General features: G+C 63.8%; 19 protein-coding genes. 10 read left to right on the top strand and 9 right to left on the bottom strand.

Translation table 11 applies throughout. From position 1 onward, the window contains the following. Positions 1-25 precede the first annotated feature (25 nt). Entirely contained in the window at positions 26-211 is a 186-nt protein-coding gene (locus AC0ZT5_RS19575; RefSeq protein ID WP_184873345.1) for a hypothetical protein, read from the bottom strand. A gap of 110 nt (positions 212-321) precedes the next feature. Between AC0ZT5_RS19575 and gcvA the strand changes: the two genes are divergently transcribed. The 10 genes from gcvA to AC0ZT5_RS19625 all read left to right on the top strand — a co-directional run bounded on the left by gcvA (position 322) and on the right by AC0ZT5_RS19625 (position 11,905). Continuing rightward, complete coding sequence (gene gcvA / locus AC0ZT5_RS19580; protein WP_488497750.1) at positions 322-1,227, top strand: transcriptional regulator GcvA; 906 nt, start codon at positions 322-324, stop codon at positions 1,225-1,227. 220 nt (positions 1,228-1,447) lie between these two features. After that, entirely contained in the window at positions 1,448-2,758 is a 1,311-nt protein-coding gene (locus AC0ZT5_RS19585) for an ABC transporter substrate-binding protein (RefSeq protein WP_488497751.1), read from the top strand. Between the two features lie 122 nt (positions 2,759-2,880). Beyond that, the gene (locus tag AC0ZT5_RS19590; protein ID WP_477281157.1) at positions 2,881-3,753 is read left to right on the top strand and encodes a carbohydrate ABC transporter permease; all 873 of its coding nucleotides are present in this window, start codon (positions 2,881-2,883) and stop codon (positions 3,751-3,753) included. An 11-nt stretch (positions 3,754-3,764) separates the two neighbouring features. Further along, on the top strand, positions 3,765-4,589 hold the full coding sequence (locus AC0ZT5_RS19595; RefSeq protein WP_457154448.1) for a carbohydrate ABC transporter permease: 825 nt from the start codon (positions 3,765-3,767) through the stop codon (positions 4,587-4,589). Positions 4,590-4,640: 51 nt separating this feature from the next. Continuing rightward, positions 4,641-5,639, top strand: a complete 999-nt coding sequence (locus AC0ZT5_RS19600) for an ABC transporter ATP-binding protein (protein ID WP_477281154.1) — start codon at positions 4,641-4,643, stop codon at positions 5,637-5,639. A 2-nt stretch (positions 5,640-5,641) separates the two neighbouring features. Beyond that, complete coding sequence (locus AC0ZT5_RS19605) at positions 5,642-6,412, top strand: L-iditol 2-dehydrogenase (protein WP_488497806.1); 771 nt, start codon at positions 5,642-5,644, stop codon at positions 6,410-6,412. A 164-nt stretch (positions 6,413-6,576) separates the two neighbouring features. Beyond that, the gene (locus AC0ZT5_RS19610) at positions 6,577-8,055 is read left to right on the top strand and encodes a mannitol dehydrogenase family protein (protein WP_488497752.1); all 1,479 of its coding nucleotides are present in this window, start codon (positions 6,577-6,579) and stop codon (positions 8,053-8,055) included. Positions 8,056-8,069: 14 nt separating this feature from the next. Continuing rightward, positions 8,070-8,753, top strand: coding sequence for an HAD family hydrolase (locus AC0ZT5_RS19615; RefSeq protein ID WP_488497753.1), 684 nt, complete (start codon positions 8,070-8,072; stop codon positions 8,751-8,753). Further along, on the top strand, positions 8,747-10,333 hold the full coding sequence (locus AC0ZT5_RS19620; RefSeq protein WP_488497807.1) for an FGGY-family carbohydrate kinase: 1,587 nt from the start codon (positions 8,747-8,749) through the stop codon (positions 10,331-10,333). Before AC0ZT5_RS19615 ends, AC0ZT5_RS19620 begins: the two co-directional genes overlap by 7 nt. A gap of 168 nt (positions 10,334-10,501) precedes the next feature. Further along, positions 10,502-11,905, top strand: coding sequence for an MATE family efflux transporter (locus AC0ZT5_RS19625; RefSeq protein ID WP_488497754.1), 1,404 nt, complete (start codon positions 10,502-10,504; stop codon positions 11,903-11,905). Positions 11,906-11,999: 94 nt separating this feature from the next. On the opposite strand, the gene AC0ZT5_RS19630 is transcribed toward AC0ZT5_RS19625, so the two are convergent. The 8 genes from AC0ZT5_RS19630 to AC0ZT5_RS19665 all read right to left on the bottom strand — a co-directional run bounded on the left by AC0ZT5_RS19630 (position 12,000) and on the right by AC0ZT5_RS19665 (position 19,157). Next, a complete protein-coding gene (locus tag AC0ZT5_RS19630; protein ID WP_488497755.1) occupies positions 12,000-12,569 on the bottom strand; it encodes a GNAT family N-acetyltransferase in 570 nt (189 codons plus the stop codon). A gap of 109 nt (positions 12,570-12,678) precedes the next feature. Further along, entirely contained in the window at positions 12,679-13,665 is a 987-nt protein-coding gene (locus AC0ZT5_RS19635; protein ID WP_488497756.1) for a methyltransferase, read from the bottom strand. A 149-nt stretch (positions 13,666-13,814) separates the two neighbouring features. Further along, positions 13,815-14,618, bottom strand: a complete 804-nt coding sequence (locus tag AC0ZT5_RS19640; protein ID WP_488497757.1) for an ABC transporter permease — start codon at positions 14,616-14,618, stop codon at positions 13,815-13,817. After that, a complete protein-coding gene (locus AC0ZT5_RS19645) occupies positions 14,615-15,469 on the bottom strand; it encodes an ABC transporter permease (RefSeq protein ID WP_488497758.1) in 855 nt (284 codons plus the stop codon). Before AC0ZT5_RS19645 ends, AC0ZT5_RS19640 begins: the two co-directional genes overlap by 4 nt. Then, positions 15,466-16,503 carry an ABC transporter ATP-binding protein gene (locus AC0ZT5_RS19650; RefSeq protein WP_488497759.1) on the bottom strand — a complete coding sequence of 346 codons (1,038 nt, stop codon included), beginning with the start codon at positions 16,501-16,503 and terminating at the stop codon, positions 15,466-15,468. The genes AC0ZT5_RS19645 and AC0ZT5_RS19650 overlap by 4 nt, the downstream gene beginning before the upstream one ends. 195 nt (positions 16,504-16,698) lie before the next feature. Beyond that, the gene (locus tag AC0ZT5_RS19655; protein WP_184873000.1) at positions 16,699-17,787 is read right to left on the bottom strand and encodes an ABC transporter substrate-binding protein; all 1,089 of its coding nucleotides are present in this window, start codon (positions 17,785-17,787) and stop codon (positions 16,699-16,701) included. A 72-nt stretch (positions 17,788-17,859) separates the two neighbouring features. Further along, a complete protein-coding gene (locus AC0ZT5_RS19660; protein WP_488497760.1) occupies positions 17,860-18,504 on the bottom strand; it encodes an amino acid ABC transporter permease in 645 nt (214 codons plus the stop codon). Continuing rightward, positions 18,501-19,157 carry an amino acid ABC transporter permease gene (locus AC0ZT5_RS19665; protein WP_488497761.1) on the bottom strand — a complete coding sequence of 219 codons (657 nt, stop codon included), beginning with the start codon at positions 19,155-19,157 and terminating at the stop codon, positions 18,501-18,503. Before AC0ZT5_RS19665 ends, AC0ZT5_RS19660 begins: the two co-directional genes overlap by 4 nt. Between the last annotated feature and the right edge of the window lie 3 nt (positions 19,158-19,160).

The following is a 19,160-nucleotide window of genomic DNA, read 5'->3' on the forward strand; positions in this document are numbered from 1 at the left end:
CTGATTTCGGATAAAGCCAGCCGGGCTATTGGCCCCGCCCGAAAGGGTCGTTGCCGTCGAGGAAGCCGACGTCACGCTGCAGATGCGGCGACAAATCCCTGATGTCGAGATGCGCCTTCCTTTTTGTCGCGAACCAGCCGAATCCGTCCGCAAGCCACGAAATCCAGCGATGATCTGGGGTGGGAGTGCATTTTTGTTGCGCCATGGTCATGATCGTCAACCTTCGCTATCCTGAACCCGAATGAACGGTTGACACTGAATGTTGGTCTTGCCGACCGGCTTTGCCAATCGAACATCTGTTATGGCCCATAAGGAGGTTTTATGCCTGACCTCAGCTCGCGACAGCTCTCCCAACTCCCGCCGCTGCAAGCGATCAGGGTGTTCGACGCTGTGGCGCGGCATCTTTCCTTCACCAAGGCCGCCGAGGAGCTCGCCATGGCGCAGGCGGCAGTCAGCTATCAGATCAAGGTGCTTGAGGAGAGAGTCGGCACTCCATTGTTCCTGCGGCGGCCGCGGCAGATTGTGCTGACCGAAGCCGGACAGCGCCTTGCCCCGGGTGTCAGCGAAGCCTTTGCCCTACTTGGCCAGGCATACGCCGCGGCGCGTGGCGGCGCCGACGGGCTGCTGTGCGTCACCACGGTGCTGACCTTTGCCTCGAACTGGCTGGCGCACCATCTCGGCTCCTTCCAGATCGCTCATCCTTCCCTTGCCGTTCGGCTCGAGACGTCGAGCCGCCTGACGGATTTTGCTCGCGAGGATGTCGATCTCGCCATCCGTTCGGGCGGCGGCAAATGGCCGGGACTGGAAGCCTACAAGCTGCTCGATGCCGATTTCACGCCGATGCTGAGCCCCAGGCTCGCGGCGAGCATCGGCGGCATCAACGAACCGGCCGACCTGTTGCGGCTGCCGATCCTCGATCCCGGCGACATCTGGTGGACCGAGTGGTTTTCGGCTGCCGGCGTCAACTCGCACGACCTTGCCAAACGGCCCGGCAGCAGCATGGGCGCGCAGGCCTATGAGGCCAATGCAGCCATCGCCGGCCATGGCGTGGCGATCCTGACCCGGGCGCTGTTCAAGGCGGAACTCGCCGACGGCCGCCTGATCCAACCTTTCGACCTGGTTGGCGACGATGGCCACGCCTATTGGCTGGTCTATCCCCAGGCGCGCCGCAACGTGCCGAAGATCCGCGCCTTCCGCGACTGGCTTCTGGCCGAAATCGCCTGCTGACAGGCAAGTCCCGAGGCAAGCAATCCTGCCGACCTTCGGTCCTGTCGCCTTAATACCTGGCGACCGGCAAAGTCGGCTTGGCAATTCCACGCACACATGGTCCGTCGACACCGCCGAGTGCTGCGCTGCAGCATCGAATCCGGCTTGACATAATTGACGTCAAGTGAGTAATTGCTCAAAGCCAAGGCAAATGCTCATCTTGGTTCATGGGAGGAATTTGATGAAACTTCGCACGCTCACCCTGGGCTTGTTGTCGGCCAGCGCTCTTGCCTTCGCCGCACATGCCGAATCCATCACCATCGCCACCGTCAACAATGGCGATATGGTCCGCATGCAGAAGCTGACCGACGACTTCACCAAGGCTAACCCGGACATCAAGCTCAACTGGGTCACGCTCGAAGAAAACGTGCTGCGCGAGCGCGTCACCACCGACATCGCCACCAAGGGCGGCCAGTATGACGTGATGACGATCGGCACCTATGAAGTTCCGATCTGGGCCAAGCAGAGCTGGCTTCTGCCGCTCGACAAGCTCGGCGACGACTATGACGCCAAGGACATCATCCCGGCCATCGCCGGCGGTCTTTCGGTTGACGGCAAGCTCTATGCAGCGCCTTTCTACGGCGAGAGCTCCTTCGTCATGTACCGCAAGGACCTGATGGACAAGGCCGGGCTGAAGATGCCCGACGCGCCGACCTGGGACTTCATCAAGCAGGCCGCCGACAAGATGACCGACCGCGCCAATGGCGTGAACGGCGTCTGCCTGCGCGGCAAGGCCGGCTGGGGCGAGAATATGGCTTTCCTGACCGCCATGTCGAACTCCTTCGGCGCACGCTGGTTCGACGAGAACTGGAAGCCGCAGTTCGACCAGCCCGAATGGAAGAACACCCTGCAGTTCTATGTCGACCTGATGAAGGCCGACGGTCCTGAGGGCGCATCGTCCAACGGCTTCAATGAAAACCTGGCGCTGTTCCAGCAGGGCAAGTGCGGCATGTGGATCGACGCTACGGTCGCCGCATCCTTCGTATCGGACCCGAAGAACTCGACCGTTGCCGACAAGGTCGGTTATGCGCTGGCGCCCGACAATGGCCTGGGCAAGCGCGGCAACTGGCTGTGGGCCTGGTCGCTGGCCATTCCCGCCGGCACGCAGAAGGCAGACGCCGCCGAGAAGTTCGTCTCCTGGGCAACCAGCAAGCACTACGCCGATCTGGTCGCCTCGAAGGAAGGCTGGGCCAATGCTCCTCCCGGCACGCGCTCCTCGCTCTACGCCAATGCCGAGTACCAGAAGGCGGCTCCGTTCGCCAAGATGACGCTGGACTCGATCAATGCCGCCGACCCGACGCATCCGACCGTCAAGCCGGTGCCCTATGTCGGCGTGCAGTTTGTCGCCATCCCTGAGTTCCAGGGCCTTGGCACCACGGTCGGCCAGCTCTTCTCGGCGGCTCTTGCCGGCCAGTCGAGCGTCGACGATGCCTTGAAGCAGGCCCAGGACGCCGCCACCGCGGCAATGACCGAAGGCGGCTATATCAAGTAGGCTCCTCCCGGTGCCGAATGCCGGTCGCCTCCTTGACCGGCAACGGCCGCCCGAGTCCCAGTTCGGGCGGCCGCCTTTAACGACTTTTGAAAATTCAGTCTGACCATTGAAGGGTGACCGTCATGGCTACTCAGCAGACCCGTTCGCTTGCCCGTTTCATGATGGCGCCATCTGTCGTGCTGCTGCTGGTCTGGATGGTTATTCCACTGGCGCTCACGCTGTGGTTCTCCTTCCAGCAGTACAACCCGCTCAACCCGATCCGCGACGGGTTCGTCGGCTTCTCGAACTACGCGCTGTTCTATTCAAACCCGGCCTTCCTGCAATCGATCCTCAACACGCTCACGCTGGTGATCAGCGTGCTGCTGATCACGGTGATCGGCGGCATCTTGCTGGCGCTGCTGATCGATCAGCCGATGTGGGGACAAGGTATTGTCCGCATCCTCGTCATCTCGCCGTTCTTCGTCATGCCGCCGGTGGCCGCATTGGTCTGGAAGAACATGATCATGCACCCGCAATACGGGGTCTTTGCCGACATTGCGCGCTTCTTTGGCGCCCAGCCGATCGACTGGTTCGGGCAGCATCCGATGACGGCGATCATCATCATCGTCGCCTGGCAGTGGCTGCCCTTCGCGACGCTGATCCTCTTGACCGCGCTGCAGTCGCTCGACGGCGAGCAGAAAGAGGCCGCCGAGATGGACGGCGCCGGCTTTATCAGCCGCTTCATCTATCTGACGCTGCCGCACATGTCGCGCGCCATCACCGTCGTCATCCTGATCCAGACGATCTTCCTTTTGTCGGTCTATGCCGAGATCCTCGTCACCACCAATGGTGGCCCTGGATACGCCTCCACCAACCTGCCCTTCCTCGTCTACCAGAAGGCCTTGCTGGAGTTCAAAATTGGCCAGGCATCCGCCGGCGGCATCATCGCTGTCATTCTCGCCAACATCGTTGCCTTCTTCGCCATGCGCGCCGTCGGCAAGAACCTGGACAAGTAAGGGAGGATACGATGGCACGCTCAGTCACCACCCAGCACAAGACAATCGCGACCGTTGCCGCCTGGATCGTCGCGCTGCTGATCTTCTTCCCGATCCTTTATACGATCATCACCTCGTTCAAGTCGGAGCAGGAAGCGATCCAGGGCTTCAACCTGATCCCGTCGGGGACGTTTGAGAGTTACACCGAGGTTCAGGCGCAGAGCGGCTACTTCAAGTTCTTCTTCAATTCGGTGCTGCTCTCGGTCGGCTCGACCATCCTGGCCCTGCTGGTCGCCATTCCGGCGGCATGGTCGATGGCTTTCTCGCCGACCAAACGGACCAAGGACATCCTGATGTGGATGCTGTCCACCAAGATGATGCCGGCGGTCGCCGTGCTGTTCCCGATCTACCTGATCTTCCGCAACTTCGGGCTGCTCGACAGCCGCATCGGCCTGATGGTCATGCTGATGCTGATCAACCTGCCGATCGTGGTGTGGATGCTCTATACCTACTTCCGCGAAATCCCGGGCGAGATCCTGGAAGCGGCGCGCATGGACGGCGCTTCGCTGTGGAACGAGATCGTCTATGTGCTGACGCCGATGGCGGTGCCGGGTATCGCCTCGACCATGCTGTTGAACATCATCCTGGCCTGGAATGAGGCGTTCTGGACGATCCGGCTGACCACAACGGACGCAGCACCCTTGACCGCCTTCATCAGCTCGTTCTCCAGCCCGCAAGGCCTGTTCTGGGCCAAGCTTTCGGCCGCCTCGACACTGGCCATCGCCCCGATCCTGATCATGGGCTGGTTCAGCCAGAAGCAGCTGGTGCGCGGCCTGACATTTGGTGCGGTGAAGTAACAGAAATTGCCTGAAGCAATCCGGCAGAAATAACCCCTCGGGGAGGAAACCATGGGAAACATCACGCTCAAGAACGTCTCCAAGTCCTTTGGATCGACGTCCATCATCCCCGGCCTCGACCTGGTGATCGAAAATGGCGAGTTCGTTGTCTTCGTCGGCCCATCGGGTTGCGGCAAGTCAACTCTGCTGCGCCTGATCGCCGGGCTGGAGGACACCAGTGGCGGCACCATCAACATCGATGGCCGCGACGTCACCGGTGAAGCGCCGGCCAAGCGCAAGCTGGCGATGGTGTTCCAGTCCTACGCGCTTTATCCGCACATGACGGTGGCCAAGAACATCGCCTTCCCGCTGAAGATGGCGGGCGAGGACCAGGCGACCATCGACAAGAAGGTGAAGGATGCGGCGCGCGTCCTGAACCTGACCAACTATCTCGAACGCCGGCCCGGCCAGCTCTCCGGCGGCCAGCGCCAGCGCGTCGCCATCGGCCGTGCCATCGTGCGCCAGCCCTCGGCCTTCCTGTTCGACGAACCGCTGTCCAACCTCGACGCCGCCCTTCGCGGCACCATGCGGCTGGAGATAAGCGAGCTGCACCATCAGCTCAAGACGACGATGATCTACGTCACCCACGACCAGGTCGAAGCCATGACCATGGCTGACAAGATCGTCGTGCTGAACGCCGGCAACATCGAGCAGGTCGGCTCGCCGATGGAACTCTACAAGACGCCGCGCAACCTGTTCGTCGCCGGCTTCATCGGCTCGCCGAAGATGAACCTGATCGAAGGGGCGCCAGCGGCCAAGTACAGCGCCAAGACCATCGGCATCCGTCCCGAGCACATGGAGATCTCGACCACGGCGGGCGAATGGAAGGCCATCGTCGGCGTTGCCGAGCATCTCGGCTCCGACACCTTCCTGCATGTCCAGGCCGATGGCGTCGGTCCGCTGACGGTGCGCGCCGACGGCGAACTCGCCGTCCACCACGGCGACACCATCTACCTGACACCCGACAAGGCCAAGCTGCATCGCTTCGGCGCCGACGGGAAGGCAATGTGAGCATGCGCCTGGCCGGCAAATCCGCGCTGATCACGGGTTCGGCTCGTGGCATCGGCAGAGCCTTCGCTGAAGCCTATGCCAGCGAAGGCGCCATCGTTGCCATTGCCGACATCAATCTCGAGGCTGCGCAGAAGACAGCCGCCGAGATCGGCGGCAAGGCCTATGCGGTCAAGCTCGACGTCACCGACCTCGCTTCCATCGAGGCGGCGGTGAAAGCCGTCGAGGCGACGACCGGTGGCCTCGACATCCTGATCAACAACGCCGCCCTGTTCGATCTGGCGCCGATCGTCGAGATCACCAAGGCAAGCTACGACAAACTGTTTTCCGTCAACGTCGCCGGCGCGCTGTTCATGCTGCAGGCCGCCGCCCGCTCGATGATCGCGCGGGGCAAGGGCGGCAGGATCATCAACATGGCGAGCCAGGCCGGGCGGCGCGGCGAGGCGCTGGTCGGCGTCTATTGCGCCACCAAGGCCGCCGTCATCTCGCTGACCCAGTCGGCGGGGCTCGACCTGATCAAGCACCGCATCAACGTCAACGCGATTGCCCCTGGGGTCGTCGACGGCGAGCACTGGGACCATGTCGATTCGCTGTTTGCCAAGTATGAGAACCGGCCGAAGGGCGAGAAGAAGAAGCTGGTTGGCGAGGCGGTGCCGTATGGCCGGATGGGCACGGCGCATGACCTCACCGGCATGGCGGTCTTTCTCGCCAGCAGCGATGCCGAATACATCGTCGCCCAGACCTACAATGTCGATGGCGGCCAGTGGATGAGCTGAGGCGGGGACGGCCTCTGCTCCTCGTCCCTCCGCGGGGAGCAGAGGCCGACATCAAAGGGCGCATCGATCTCGAAAGGGTATGTGCCACCCCGAACTCTCTGCCCGTGAAAGACCGGGGGAGAGGGGAGTAACGAAGGCCGAAGCCCGGCCAAAGGGTAAAACAGATGACCGTGAAACTCTCGTCTTCGAACCTCGCCAAGCTGCCGGCCAAGGTCGCCGGTCCGAAATATGACCGGGCGGCGCTCAAGCCCGGCATCGTGCATTTCGGCGTCGGCAATTTCCACCGCTCGCATCAGGCCGTCTATCTCGACGACCTGTTCAATTCGGGCATCGGCCATGACTGGGCCCTGGTCGGTGCCGGCGTGTTCGAGGGCGAGAAGATCGGCCGCGGCAAACTGGCAGAGCAGGACTGGCTGACCACCGTGGTCGAACAGGACAGCGGCCATATGAGTGCCCGCGTCACCGGCGTCATGATCGACTTCCTGATGCCGGGCGATGCGGCCGGCATCATCGAACGGCTCGCCGACCCGGCGATCAAGATCGTTTCGCTGACCATCACCGAAGGCGGCTACTTCATCGACCCGGCTTCCGGCGTCTTCAACCCGACCCATCCCGACATCGTCGCCGACGCGCAGCCGGGCGCCACGCCGAAGACGGTGTTCGGCATCATTCTCGCCGGGTTGGTCCGCCGGCGCGATGACGGCGTCGTGCCGTTCACCGTCATGTCGTGCGACAACATCCCCCACAATGGCCATGTCACCTCGGACGGCGTCATCGGCCTTGCACGGCTGATCGACGAGGATTTGGCAAATTGGGTCAGCGAGCATGTCGCCTTTCCCAATGGCATGGTCGATCGCATCACGCCGGCCACCACGGATCGCGAACGCGGCATCCTGGCGAGCGAGTTCGGGCTGGAGGACAACTGGCCGGTGTTCTGCGAGCCGTTCCGGCAATGGGTGCTGGAAGACCATTTCACCGACGGCCGCCCGCCGCTGGAAAAGGTCGGCGTGCAGTTCGTGAGGGATGTCGCCCCCTACGAGCTGATGAAGATCCGCATCCTCAATGGCGGCCATGCCACGATCGCCTATCCGGCCGGGCTGATGGACATCCATTTCGTCCATGAGGCGATGCAGGAACCACTGGTAAGCGGCTTTCTGGCCAAGCTCGAACGGGAAGAAATCATTCCGACCGTGCCGCCGGTGCCGGACACGGTCCTGGGGGACTATTACCAGCTCATCGAGAGCCGCTTCTCCAATCCCAAGATTGGCGACACGGTGCGCCGGCTCTGCCTCGATGGGTCCAACCGCCAGCCTAAGTTCATTATCCCGACCATCGCCGACCGACTGAAGGCCGGAAAGGGCGTCGCCGGCCTGGCGCTGGAATCGGCCCTGTGGTGCCGCTACTGCTTCGGCACGACGGACAGCGGCGCCGTCATCGAGCCCAACGACCCCAACTGGGACAGGCTGCAGGCGACGGCAAAAGCGGCAAAGGATGCGCCGGCCGCCTGGCTTGCCATGGAGGACATCTATGGCGATGTCGGCCGCGCCACGGCGTTTGTCGAGGCCTTCGCCCATGCGCTCAACGTGCTGTGGGCGAACGGCACGCGCGCGACGCTGACGCGCTACCTCGCCGGCGCACTCTGAGACCATTCGACGCCATGACGCCTGAACTGGTCATCTTCGACTGCGATGGCGTTCTGGTCGACAGCGAGGCGCTCTCCGTCTCGGCGCTGCTTGCCATGATCAAACTCGCCGGCGGCAGCGTCAGTGAGGACACCGCCTACGAGCACTTCCTCGGCAAGAGCATGAAAAGCGTGCGCGAGATCCTCGGCCGCGACTTCGGGCTTGAGATCACCGACAGCCAGCTGACCGACATGCGCGTCGAATTGATGCGCAGGTTTCGCGAAGAGCTGAAGCCCATCCCGGGTGTCAGCGAGATGCTGCCAATGCTCGGGCTGCCGTTCTGTGTCGCGTCCTCGGGCACGCTCGATCGCATCCGCACCGCGCTCGACGTCACCGGATTGCTCGGGCTGATGGAGCCGCATCTGTTCAGCGCCGCTATGGTGACCAGTGGAAAGCCGGCGCCGGATCTGTTCCTCCATGCCGCCGCCAGCATGCGGGCCAATCCGCGCAAATGCCTCGTCGTCGAGGACAGCCCTGCCGGCATCGCGGCGGCGCGGGCGGCGGGCATGCGCGTTTTTGCCTTCACCGGCGGCTCGCATGCCGGCAACCCGACCTTGCAAGCGCGGCTTGCGTCGAGTGAACCGGACTTTATATTCGCTGACATGCTGCAATTGCCCGATCTGATTGCAGGCCTGGGAGCGAGAGTAAGAGCATCTTGAAACAGTTCGTTTGCGCGGTCGATGTCGGCACCGGGAGCGCTCGCGCGGGCATTCTCGACACCAGCGGCACCTTGCTCGGCCGTGCCGAGCGGCCGATCGCCATGAACCAGCCGAAGCCCGATCACGCCGAGCATGATTCGCGCGATATCTGGTCGGCCGTCTGCATCGCCGTGCGTGCCGCTCGCGAAAAAGCCGGCGTCGCCGCCGAAGATGTCGTCGGCATTTCCTTCGACGCCACCTGTTCGCTGGTTGTGCGCGACCGGCAAGGCGACCAGCTCAGCGTTTCGGTCACCGGCGACAGGCGCTGGGACACCATTGTCTGGCTCGACCACCGCGCCATCGCCGAGGCCGACGAATGCACGGCCAGCGGCCACGCCGTGCTCGACTATGTCGGCGGCGTCATGTCACCGGAAATGGCGACACCGAAGCTGATGTGGCTGAAACGGCATCTGCCGAAGATCTGGAATGAAGCCGGCTATCTATTCGACCTGACCGACTTCCTGACCTGGCAGGCGACCGGATCGCTGGCTCGTTCGCAATGCACGCTGACCGCCAAATGGACCTATCTGGCGCATGAGGAGACTGGCTGGCGCCGCGATTTCTTCGAGCTCGTCGGTCTCGACGATCTTTTCGAGCATGGGAACCTGCCCGAGAGGGCCAGTCCGGTGGGTACCGATATCGGGCCGCTGGCGGCGCAAGCGGCGGCGGATCTCGGCCTCACGCAGAAATGCCGGGTCGGCGCCGGCGTCATCGATGCCTATGCCGGCGCGCTTGGCGTGCTCGGCGGCTTTGCCGGCGACCAACAGGACATCGGCCGGCACCTGGCGCTGATCGCCGGCACTTCAAGCTGCGTCATGGCGATGTCGCCCGATCCACAGCCCTTCGCCGGGGTCTGGGGCCCGTACTACGGGGCGGCGCTGCCGAAGCTGTGGCTCTCGGAAGGCGGGCAATCCGCTACCGGCGCCCTGCTCGACCACATCATCCGCCTGCACGGCGCCGGCGGCGAGCCGGACGCCGCCATGCACGCCAAGATCGCCGGGCGTGTCGCCGAACTACGCGCCGCCGAAGGCGAGGCGCTCGCCGCAAGGCTGCATGTGCTGCCGGACTTCCACGGCAACCGTTCGCCGCTCGCCGATCCGCATGCCGTCGGCGTCGTCAGCGGGCTGACGCTGGACTCCTCCTTCGACAGCCTGTGCAAGCTCTACTGGCGCACCGCCGTCGGCATTGCGCTCGGCGTGCGGCATGTGCTGGAGGCGCTGAACGAGAATGGCTATTTGATCGACACGCTGCATGTCACCGGCGGCCACACCAAGAACCCGCTCTTGATGGAGCTCTATGCCGATGCCACCGGCTGCACGGTTGTCGAGCCGCTGGCCGACGAGGCGGTGCTGCTCGGCACCGGCATGGTCGCCGCAACCGCGGCCAGGCTTTTCCCCGACCTCAACGCCGCCTGCCTTGCCATGCAACAAGGCGGAAGGACGCGTGCGTCGAACCCGAAATCGGCCGGGCGTTTCGACCGCGACTACCGGGTTTTCCTCGAAATGCACCGGCAGCGGCAGATGCTGGACGCTATCCGGTAGAATCCGGAGCCGATCCGCTGGCTCAATCTGTTCCGGCCCCTCCTCTCTTGCCTTCATGTCGCGTTTCGTCCAAAAGCTGACGCAAACGCTGCGAAACCGAAGGTTTTGCCGTTTGAAATGCGGCTTCCGGCTCCTTGCCGACGTGCCGCACCTGGAAAGAGCGGAACAATGTCTGCGATCGAAGCCGGCGCTCGCGCGCCGGAAAATCTTTGGCGTCAGGAAATCAGGGCGACGCTGGCGCTCGCCTGGCCGATGGTGCTGACCAATCTCGGCCAGACCGCGATGACGGCCACCGACGTCATGATGATGGGTCGCTTGGGGGCGGACACGCTGGCCAGCGGCGCGCTGGGCGCCAACCTCTATTTCATGCCGCTGATCTTCGGCCTCGGCCTGATGCTGGCGACGTCGCCGATGATTGCCACCGAGCTTGGCCGCCGCCGCCATTCGGTGCGCGACCTGCGCCGCACCGTACGCCAGGGCCTGTGGCTGGCGATCCTGATCTCAGTCCCGATCTGGCTGGTGCTTTGGCACGGCGAGGCCATTCTGCTGGCAATGGGCCAGGACCCGGTACTGGCACATCAGGCCGGCATCTATCTGCGCTGGCTCGAATGGGCGGTGCTGCCTTTCTACGGCTATATCGTGCTGCGCTCGTTCATTTCGGCACTGGAGCGACCGGGCTGGGCGCTGATCATCGTCTTCGTCGCCGTCGCCTGCAATGCCCTCTTCAACTGGGTGTTCATGTTCGGCAATCTCGGCGTACCGTCGATGGGCATCGCCGGCTCGGGGCTGGCCACCACTCTGTCCAGCACGCTGATGTTCGTCGGCATGGCTGTGGTGGTGATGCTGGAGAAGAAGTTCCGGCGCTACCATCTGTTCGGGCGCTTCTGGCGGTCCGACTGGCCGCGCTTCAAGGGGCTGTTGCGGCTCGGCATGCCGATTGCCGGTATCCTGGCCTTCGAGGTGACCATCTTCAACGCCGCGGCACTGCTGATGGGCCTGATCGACGCCGATTCATTAGCCGCGCATGCAATCGCCATCCAGATCGCCTCGATCAGCTTCATGGTGCCGCTCGGCCTCAACCAGGCGGTGACGGTGCGCGTCGGGCTTGCGCATGGCGCCGGCAATCCGGAAGGCGTTTCCCGCGCCGGCTGGACCGCCTTTGTCATCGGCGTCTCGTTCATGGCGCTGATGGGGCTGGTGATGATCCTGTGGCCGCATCTCTTGATCAGCGCCTTCATCGATCTCGCCAACCCGGCCAATGCCAGGGTGATCGCGCTTGCCGTGTCGTTCCTGGTCTTTGCAGCCCTGTTCCAGATCTTCGACGGCGCGCAGGCGGTTGCCGCCGGCATGCTGCGCGGCCTGCACGACACCAAGGTGCCGATGATCTACGCCGCGATCGGCTATTGGGGCATCGGCCTGCCGCTCGGCGTGCTGCTCGCCTTCCATTTCGGCTTCCATGGCGTCGGCATCTGGATCGGCCTGTCGTCGGGGCTGGCCGTGGTGGCGGCGCTGCTGCTGGCGCGCTGGCTGCGGCGGGACCGCCTGGCGCCGCCATTGGTGTTTGGGCATTGAGCCAAGGCCCAACATCGTGGCTCGTTAAACGACGGCCCGCGAAACGTCCGTCAAGCGCCATGACCCGACGCTTGGCACCGAGGCGACGAATGCATTAGCAGTCCGGCATCGCGTTGCTCGCCAACGGTGACGATCCGATGTCTCCGTCGAGCGCAAGACGCTCGCAGCGCTCGCCGTCGGTCTCATCGATGAAGCTCTCGATATGTTTGAAGCCGAGCTTCGCCAATATCCGCAGCGACGCGAAATTGCGCGCCGCCGCCTCGGCCGTCACCCGTTCAAGCGCCAGAGTTTCAAAGCCGTAGCGGATGACTTCGCGCGCCGCCTCGCTGCCCAATCCGTGCCCCCAATGCGCACGCGCCAGCACAAATCCCAATGCGGCTGCCTTGGCGTCGGTTGCGCCGAAGGACAGGGTTATCGTCCCGATCGCGTCCGATACCCCTGCCTGGTCGATGGACCACTTGATCGCCTTGCCGTCAGCGAACCGCTGACGCGAACGGGCGAGCCATCGTTCGCCTGCGCTTATGTCGTCGGGAACGGGATCGCCGGCAAGGGAGGCGGATTCGACATCCGTCGCGCGCGCAAACCATGCCGGGATATCCCGTTCGCTCGGCGCTCGAAGCACGAGCCTTGGTGTTGTGAGCCTGGGAAATCGGACAGCTTCCATGGGGGCATTTTCGACGTGAGGCGGCGCCGATGCAACGGCCGCGCATACTGCCGTGTGCGCATGGGCACCTCGGAGTGTCTCGCGTCCGAAACCAGCCATCCAGCCACGATCAGTCCGTGAGGCGCGCCCGAAACAAGGTGCAGCCGTCCGTCAGGCGGGACCTCGAGATATCGCGGAATCCAGCCTCCGTCATCCACGCCCGATACTGACCTTCAGTGTACGATTCGCCGTTGCGATAGAGGTTCAAGAAGGTGAGATTCAGAAAGACACCCTCACGCGGACCGAGGCGGTCGTCATCGACGACACCCCACCCCGCAATTGCGATCTCGCCGCCCGGTGTGAGGCAACGCGCCGCGTTCAGGATCGAACTGCGCGCCTGGTCCGGCGGCAGGACCTGGACGACGGCCTTTAGGATCGCCAGATCGTGCCGACCGACCGATGGCGCGACAGTTATGTCCCCCTCTTCGACGACCACGTCGTCGGCACCATATTCTGACAGGATATCCGGCGCGACCGCTGCGACCGATGGGAGTTCCATCAGCGTTGCCGCAATCTGCGGCCACCGCTCGCGAAGTCCGACGAGAATGGTCCCTGGGCCCCCGCCGATGTCAATCACCGAACCGATCGCCGAGAGGTCCATCTCCTGGGCCAGAAGTCGGCCGAAAATCACCGCCCCCGGTGCGAGCAAGCGGCTGAAGGCCGCCGCTTCCTCGGGCCCTGCTTCGGAAAAATCGTGCAGCGCAGCCGGCCGGTTCTGTCGCAGCGACTCCGCGGTCAGCAGATCGGCTCCCCAGAGCTCGCGCAGGAGCGCATGATCGCCGACGCGATAGGTCGGCTTGGACGCGTCGAGGAAGGCCGACGCTTCGGCTCCGTTGCGAAATTGGCCATCCTCGACTTCGAGGAAATCGATGCTGGCGAGCGCGTAGAGGAGCCGCGACAGACGATCGGGCTCGACTTTGAGCGCGGCCCCGAGGCTGTCAGCAGTCATCGCGCTGCCACCGAGCCGGGTGAAGATGCCAAGGTCCAGCCCGGCTCGAAGCGCCAAGGCGGGGGGCACGGCTTTGATCATCTTGTCGATCCGATCAGAATCCACCATGTCGCATCCCCTTCCGCGATCCAGGACCGACTAAGATTAGAACTCCGTTCTCCGGAAAGTGAAGACAAAATCATTATTTCGAGCGACCGACACGATGACGTAGCGGCACTGGCAAAGCGGCGGCCGTTTTCGTTTTCGCACAGGTCCGGTCAGTTGCCCTCGGAGGACATCGCGCCGAGCAGCCTGCGGATGTCTCCGAACTTGGCGATCGACCCGAACACCAGGGCTGCCACCGCGACGAAAAACACCGACACCGACGCCATGGTCGGCGTGTAGCCGTAGCGCAGCGCGTTGAATATCTTGATCGGCAGCGTCTCGGTGGTGAAGCCTATCGTCATATAGGCGACGATGTATTCATTGAGCGACAGCACGAAGGCGAAGGCGTAGCCGGAGACGAGGTAGGGCAGGATCAGCGGCAGCACCACCGTCTTCAGCACCGTGCGGTCGTCGGCACCCATCGTCGCGGCGGCCTCGACCAGCGAGCGGTCGATCGACGCAAAACCCAGCGACAGAGTTACCAGCGGCAGCGTCACGAAGAAGATGGCGTGGCTGATGATGGCTGTGAAGAACTGGCCGAACAGCCCGACCGTCGCCCAGAAGGTGAGGAAGCCGAGCGCGGTGATGACCGGCGGCAGGATGAAGGGCGCGAGCCCCAGCACCTGGAAGATGTTTGCCCAGGGCGCAATGCGCCGCCACAGGAACCAGGCGAGCGGCAACGCGATGGCGACCGCGATCGCCGCCGAGCAGACGGCGAGCGTCACCGAATGGATCAGCGCCAGCCGCCATTCCGGATCGGCGAAGATCTGACCATACCAGGCGAGCGAGAAGCCTTTCGGCGGGAAGGTCAGTTCCTGCCGCGCGTTGACCGAGACGCCGGCGACGACGATCAGCGGCGCGGCCAGAAACAAAGCCACGATGGAGAAATAGAGCCGGCGAAGGAAGGTGGCGGTCATAGTGCGTTCTCCCTGCGGCCGACGAGCAGCGTCAGCCCGACCAGCGCCAGCGAGATCAGCACCAGGAAGACCGCCATGGCGGCTGCGAACGGCATGTTGGACTGGTAGATCGCCTGGTCGGTGATCAGCACCGACAGCGTCCAGTGGCGTGGCCGGCCGAGGATCTGCGGCAGCAGATAGGAGCCGAGCGCGAAGACGAAGACCATGATCAGCGTCGCCACGATGGTGTTGCGCAGCGCCGGGGTGACGACGTTGAAGAAGGCTTTGACCGGTGAGGCGCCGAGCGTCCGGGCAGCCTCGAGCAGCGTCGGGTCGAGGCGGACCAGGGCCGGATAGAGCACCAGGATGGTGTAGGGCAGCGCCTGGTAGATCATGCCGGCCAGCACCGCGCCGAACGTCGGCAGCAGCGCCACCGGCTTGTCCATCAGCCCGAGCGCGACGAAGAGGTTGGTGATACCGGCGGTCTGCGAAAACAGTGTCGACCAGGCAAAGCCGATGATGACTTCCGACAGCGACAGCACCGACAACAGGCCGACCAGCCACAGCGTCTGCACGCGACGCGAGCGCTTGGTCAGCAGATAGGTGAACGGAAAGGCGATTGAGACGCAGCAGACGGCGACCAGTACCGCCAGCATCAGCGAAAAGCCGAGCACGCCGGCGAAGAAGGTGGTCAGGAAGCGCGCATAGTTGTCGATGACGAAATCGGGCGTGTAGAAACCTGCGGGGTTGCGCTTGAAGAAGCTGACCGCGATCATCGTCGAGAACGGCACGACGAAGAACACCACAAGCATCAGCGCGGGGAACAGCAGCGGCGTATAGTCGGCGAATGATTTCGGGGCTTCGCGTCTCATGAGCCTAGCACCACGCAGCTCTCGGGCGGCAGCGTGACGCCGACCTTTGCGCCGACCGAGACGTTGGGTCTTTCACGCGGCGTCGCCACCGCGATGATGCTGGTGCTGCCAACCTCGACGAAGGTCTCGATCGTGCCGCCGAGATCGCGCACGAAGGTCACTTGGCCGGTGATGGCGCGGCCGCCGGGTTCGCCCAGATGCACGTCTTCGGGACGGATCGACACCGAGGCCTTGGTGACGCCGGCCGGCATGGCGAGGCCCGGAATGGCGGTGCCGAGGATGGTGGTGCGCCCGGCGCTGTCGACCTCCGCCGGCAGAAGGTTGGTGATGCCGATGAAGTCGGCGACGAAGGCGTCGGCCGGCTTGCGATAGATCTCGATCGGCGGCGCTGCCTGCAGGATCCTGCCGTGGCCCATGACCACGACCAGGTCGGCCATGGTCATCGCCTCACGCTGGTCGTGGGTGACGACGATGGTGGTGATGCCCAGCCGCTGCTGCAGCTGGCGCAGTTCCACCTGCATGGCCTCGCGCAGTTTGGCGTCGAGCGCCGAAAGCGGCTCGTCGAGCAGGAACAGCTTCGGCGACAGTGCCAGCGCACGGGCGATCGCCACGCGCTGGCGCTGGCCGCCGGAAAGTTTCGCCACCGGCCGGTCGGCAAAGCCGGGTAGATGGATCAGCGTCAGCAACTCGTCGACGCGCTTCTTCTGCTCTTCCTTCGAGGCGCCGCGGATGCGCAGGGCGTAGGCGATGTTGTCGCCGACCGAAAGATGCGGAAACAGCGCCAGCGACTGGAACACCATGCCGAGATTGCGCTTGTGGGTCGGCAGCGGCGTGATGTCCTCGCCGTCGAGCACGATGGCGCCGCTGGTCGGCTCCTCCAGCCCGGCGATCATGCGCAGCAGCGTGGTCTTGCCGCAGCCGGATGGTCCAAGCAGGCAGACGAAGGCGCCGTGCGGCACGTTGAGCCGCACATTGTCGACCGCGATGAAATTGCCGAAGGCCTTGGTGATGGCGTTGATATCAAGTCCGGGCATGGCTGATCCTGTTAACCGGAGGATATGGAATGGTCCCTTGACGCCTCGTTTTCGCGGCGGCCTCTCCTCGGTCGCAAGAGGAGAGGTGCCACGGTTTCGGCGCGTAGCATAACCTCTCCCATCGCAATGGGAGAGGTGGTTCGCGAAGCGAGCCGTCAAGAGGAACGCCTCGATGTCGGGCGAGCTGCTGCCGGCTCAGCCGACGATCAGTTCGGTCCACTTCTGGTTGATCCAGTCGGCCTTCGACGTATAGAGGTCGTAGCGCGGAATGATCGGCTCGATCTCCGACGACACCGATGCGAATTCGGCCGGCGTCAGGTCGAGCACCTCCTTCTTCAGCGTCGGCGTGGTGCCGACCTTGCGCGACATCACGCCCTGCATCGACGGCTGGCTCATATAGTCGATGAAGGCATGCGCCTCGTCGACCTTGGTCGAAGCGCGCGACAGGACCCAATTGCCGGAATCCTGGATGCCGCCCTCCTTCGGGAAGGTGGTGCGGACATGGAAGCCGTCGGCGATCGCGAGGCCGGTGACGTCGTGATAATACTGGCCCATCGGGATTTCGCCCGACTTCAGCGCCTGCTCGAACTGCGCTTCGTCGCGATACCAGAGGCGCACATTCGGCTTGACCTCGGCAAGCTTCTCGAACGCCTTGTTCAGCCCTTCCTCGGTGTCGAGGGCATTGGTGCCGCCCATGAAGGTCTTGGCGGTCACTTCGAGCAGGAACGAGTTGGAGGCGAGCGCCAGCAGGCCGAGCTTGTCCTCGTTCGCCTTGTCCCAGAATGCAGCCCAGGAGGTCGGCGCCTCCTTGTAGACATCGGTGTTGGAGACCAGCGTGATCCACCAGGCGACCGCACCGATGCCGGCAACGCGGCCATCCGGATATTTGTTGATGAAGCGCGGCAAAAGATCGCCGTAGTGCTTGAACTTGGAGGTGTCGAGCGGCGTCCACAGTTCGGTCGACTGGCCCTTCAGCGTCGAGGTCTGCGACATCATCGAAAGATCGGCCGGCGCCTGGCCGGCCTTGGCCGCCTGTTCGAGCTGCACCAGCCACGCCTCGCCGGTCGGCTCGGCAACCGATTCCACCGCGATGCCGGTGGCCTTGGTGAAGTCGGGGAAGACGTGCTCGTCGAAGGATTTCTTGAAGTAGCCGCCATAGACGCCGACCTTGAGCGACTTGTCCTGCGCCCGCAGGATCGACGGCATGGCGAGCACGCCGGCCGTTGCCAGGCCGGCACCAAGCACGCTGCGCCGGCTGACTTGTGTTGCGATCAATCTGGTCATCTGGTCTCTCCTCTGTTTGTGCCGGTTCTCCGGCTGGTTCCCTTAATTCCGTTGTCCGCCGCTTTTTGCGGCTCAGTGGGCGGCGCGTCGTTCGAGCGTACGCGCGTATTGCGTCAGCGGAAAACACATGACGAAAAAGATCAGCGCCACCAGCCCGTAGACCTGGAAGGGCTCGAAGGTCGCATTGTTGATGGCGTTGGAGGTCCGCACCAGCTCCTCGAAGCCGATGATCGAGGTGAGCGCCGTCGACTTGATGAGCTGCACCAGGAACCCGACGGTCGGCGCGCGGGTGATCGAAAACGCCTGCGGCAGGATGATCAGCCTCAGCTCCTGCAGATAGTGCAGGCCAAGGCTGGCGCCGGCATCCCACTGGCCACGCGGCAGCGCGTCGACGCCGCTGCGCCAGATCTCGGCGAGATAGGCACTGGCGAAGAAGGTGAGTCCGAGCACCGCCGCCGTCCACGGCTCGATGCGCAGCCCGAGCATCGGCAGGCCGAAGAACATCAGGAACAGCTGCATCAACAGCGGCGTCCCCTGGAACAGGGCGATATAGCCGGAGGCAATGCGCCGGCTCCATTTGTTCTTGGCGATCCTGAAGAACAGCACGACCATGCCGACCACGCCGCCGCCAACGAAGGCGGCCAGCGACAAGAGCACCGTCCAGCGGGCGGCGAGCAAAAGGTTGCGCACGATGTCCCAGAAGGTGAATTCGATCATGACACGCCAGCCCCCAGGACGCGGCGTCCGCCTGTGACCAACAGCCGGCGCAAGGCCATCGATAGCACGAGATAAACCAGCGTCACGACAAGGTAGGTCTCGAAGGACCGGAACGTACGTGCCTGCAGCATGTCGGCCTCGTAGGTAAGCTCGCGTACCGCGATCTGCGACACCACGGCGGACTCCAGCATCATGATGACGATCTGGCTGGTCAGCGCCGGATAGATCACCTTGAGCGCCTGCGGCAGCACGATCTTGATGAACACCTGGCGTGGCCTCAAGCCCAGCGCAAGGGCTGCTTCGGTCTGCCCAGGCGGCACGGCGTCAAGTCCGGCGCCGACGATCTCGATCGTATAGGCCGCCATGTTGAGCGTCATCGCCAGGATGGCGGCCAGCACCGGATCGAGCCTGATCCCGAGGCTGGGCAGCCCGAAGAAGATGAAGAACAGCTGCACCAGGAACGGCGTGTTGCGCATCACCTCGACATAGGCGGCGATGGTGCGCTTGAGCAGGGCGGGGCCGTTTCGCCGTCCCGCAGCACCCAGGATGCTGAGGAACGTCCCCGCCAGCGTGGTCACGGCGATCAACAGGATCGTCGTGACCGCTCCGCGCGCGATGTCACCCGCAGCCCCTGGAAGCCAGGCAAAGGCCACCGG

It is taken from the genome of Mesorhizobium sp. CNPSo 4670 (assembly GCF_057784235.1).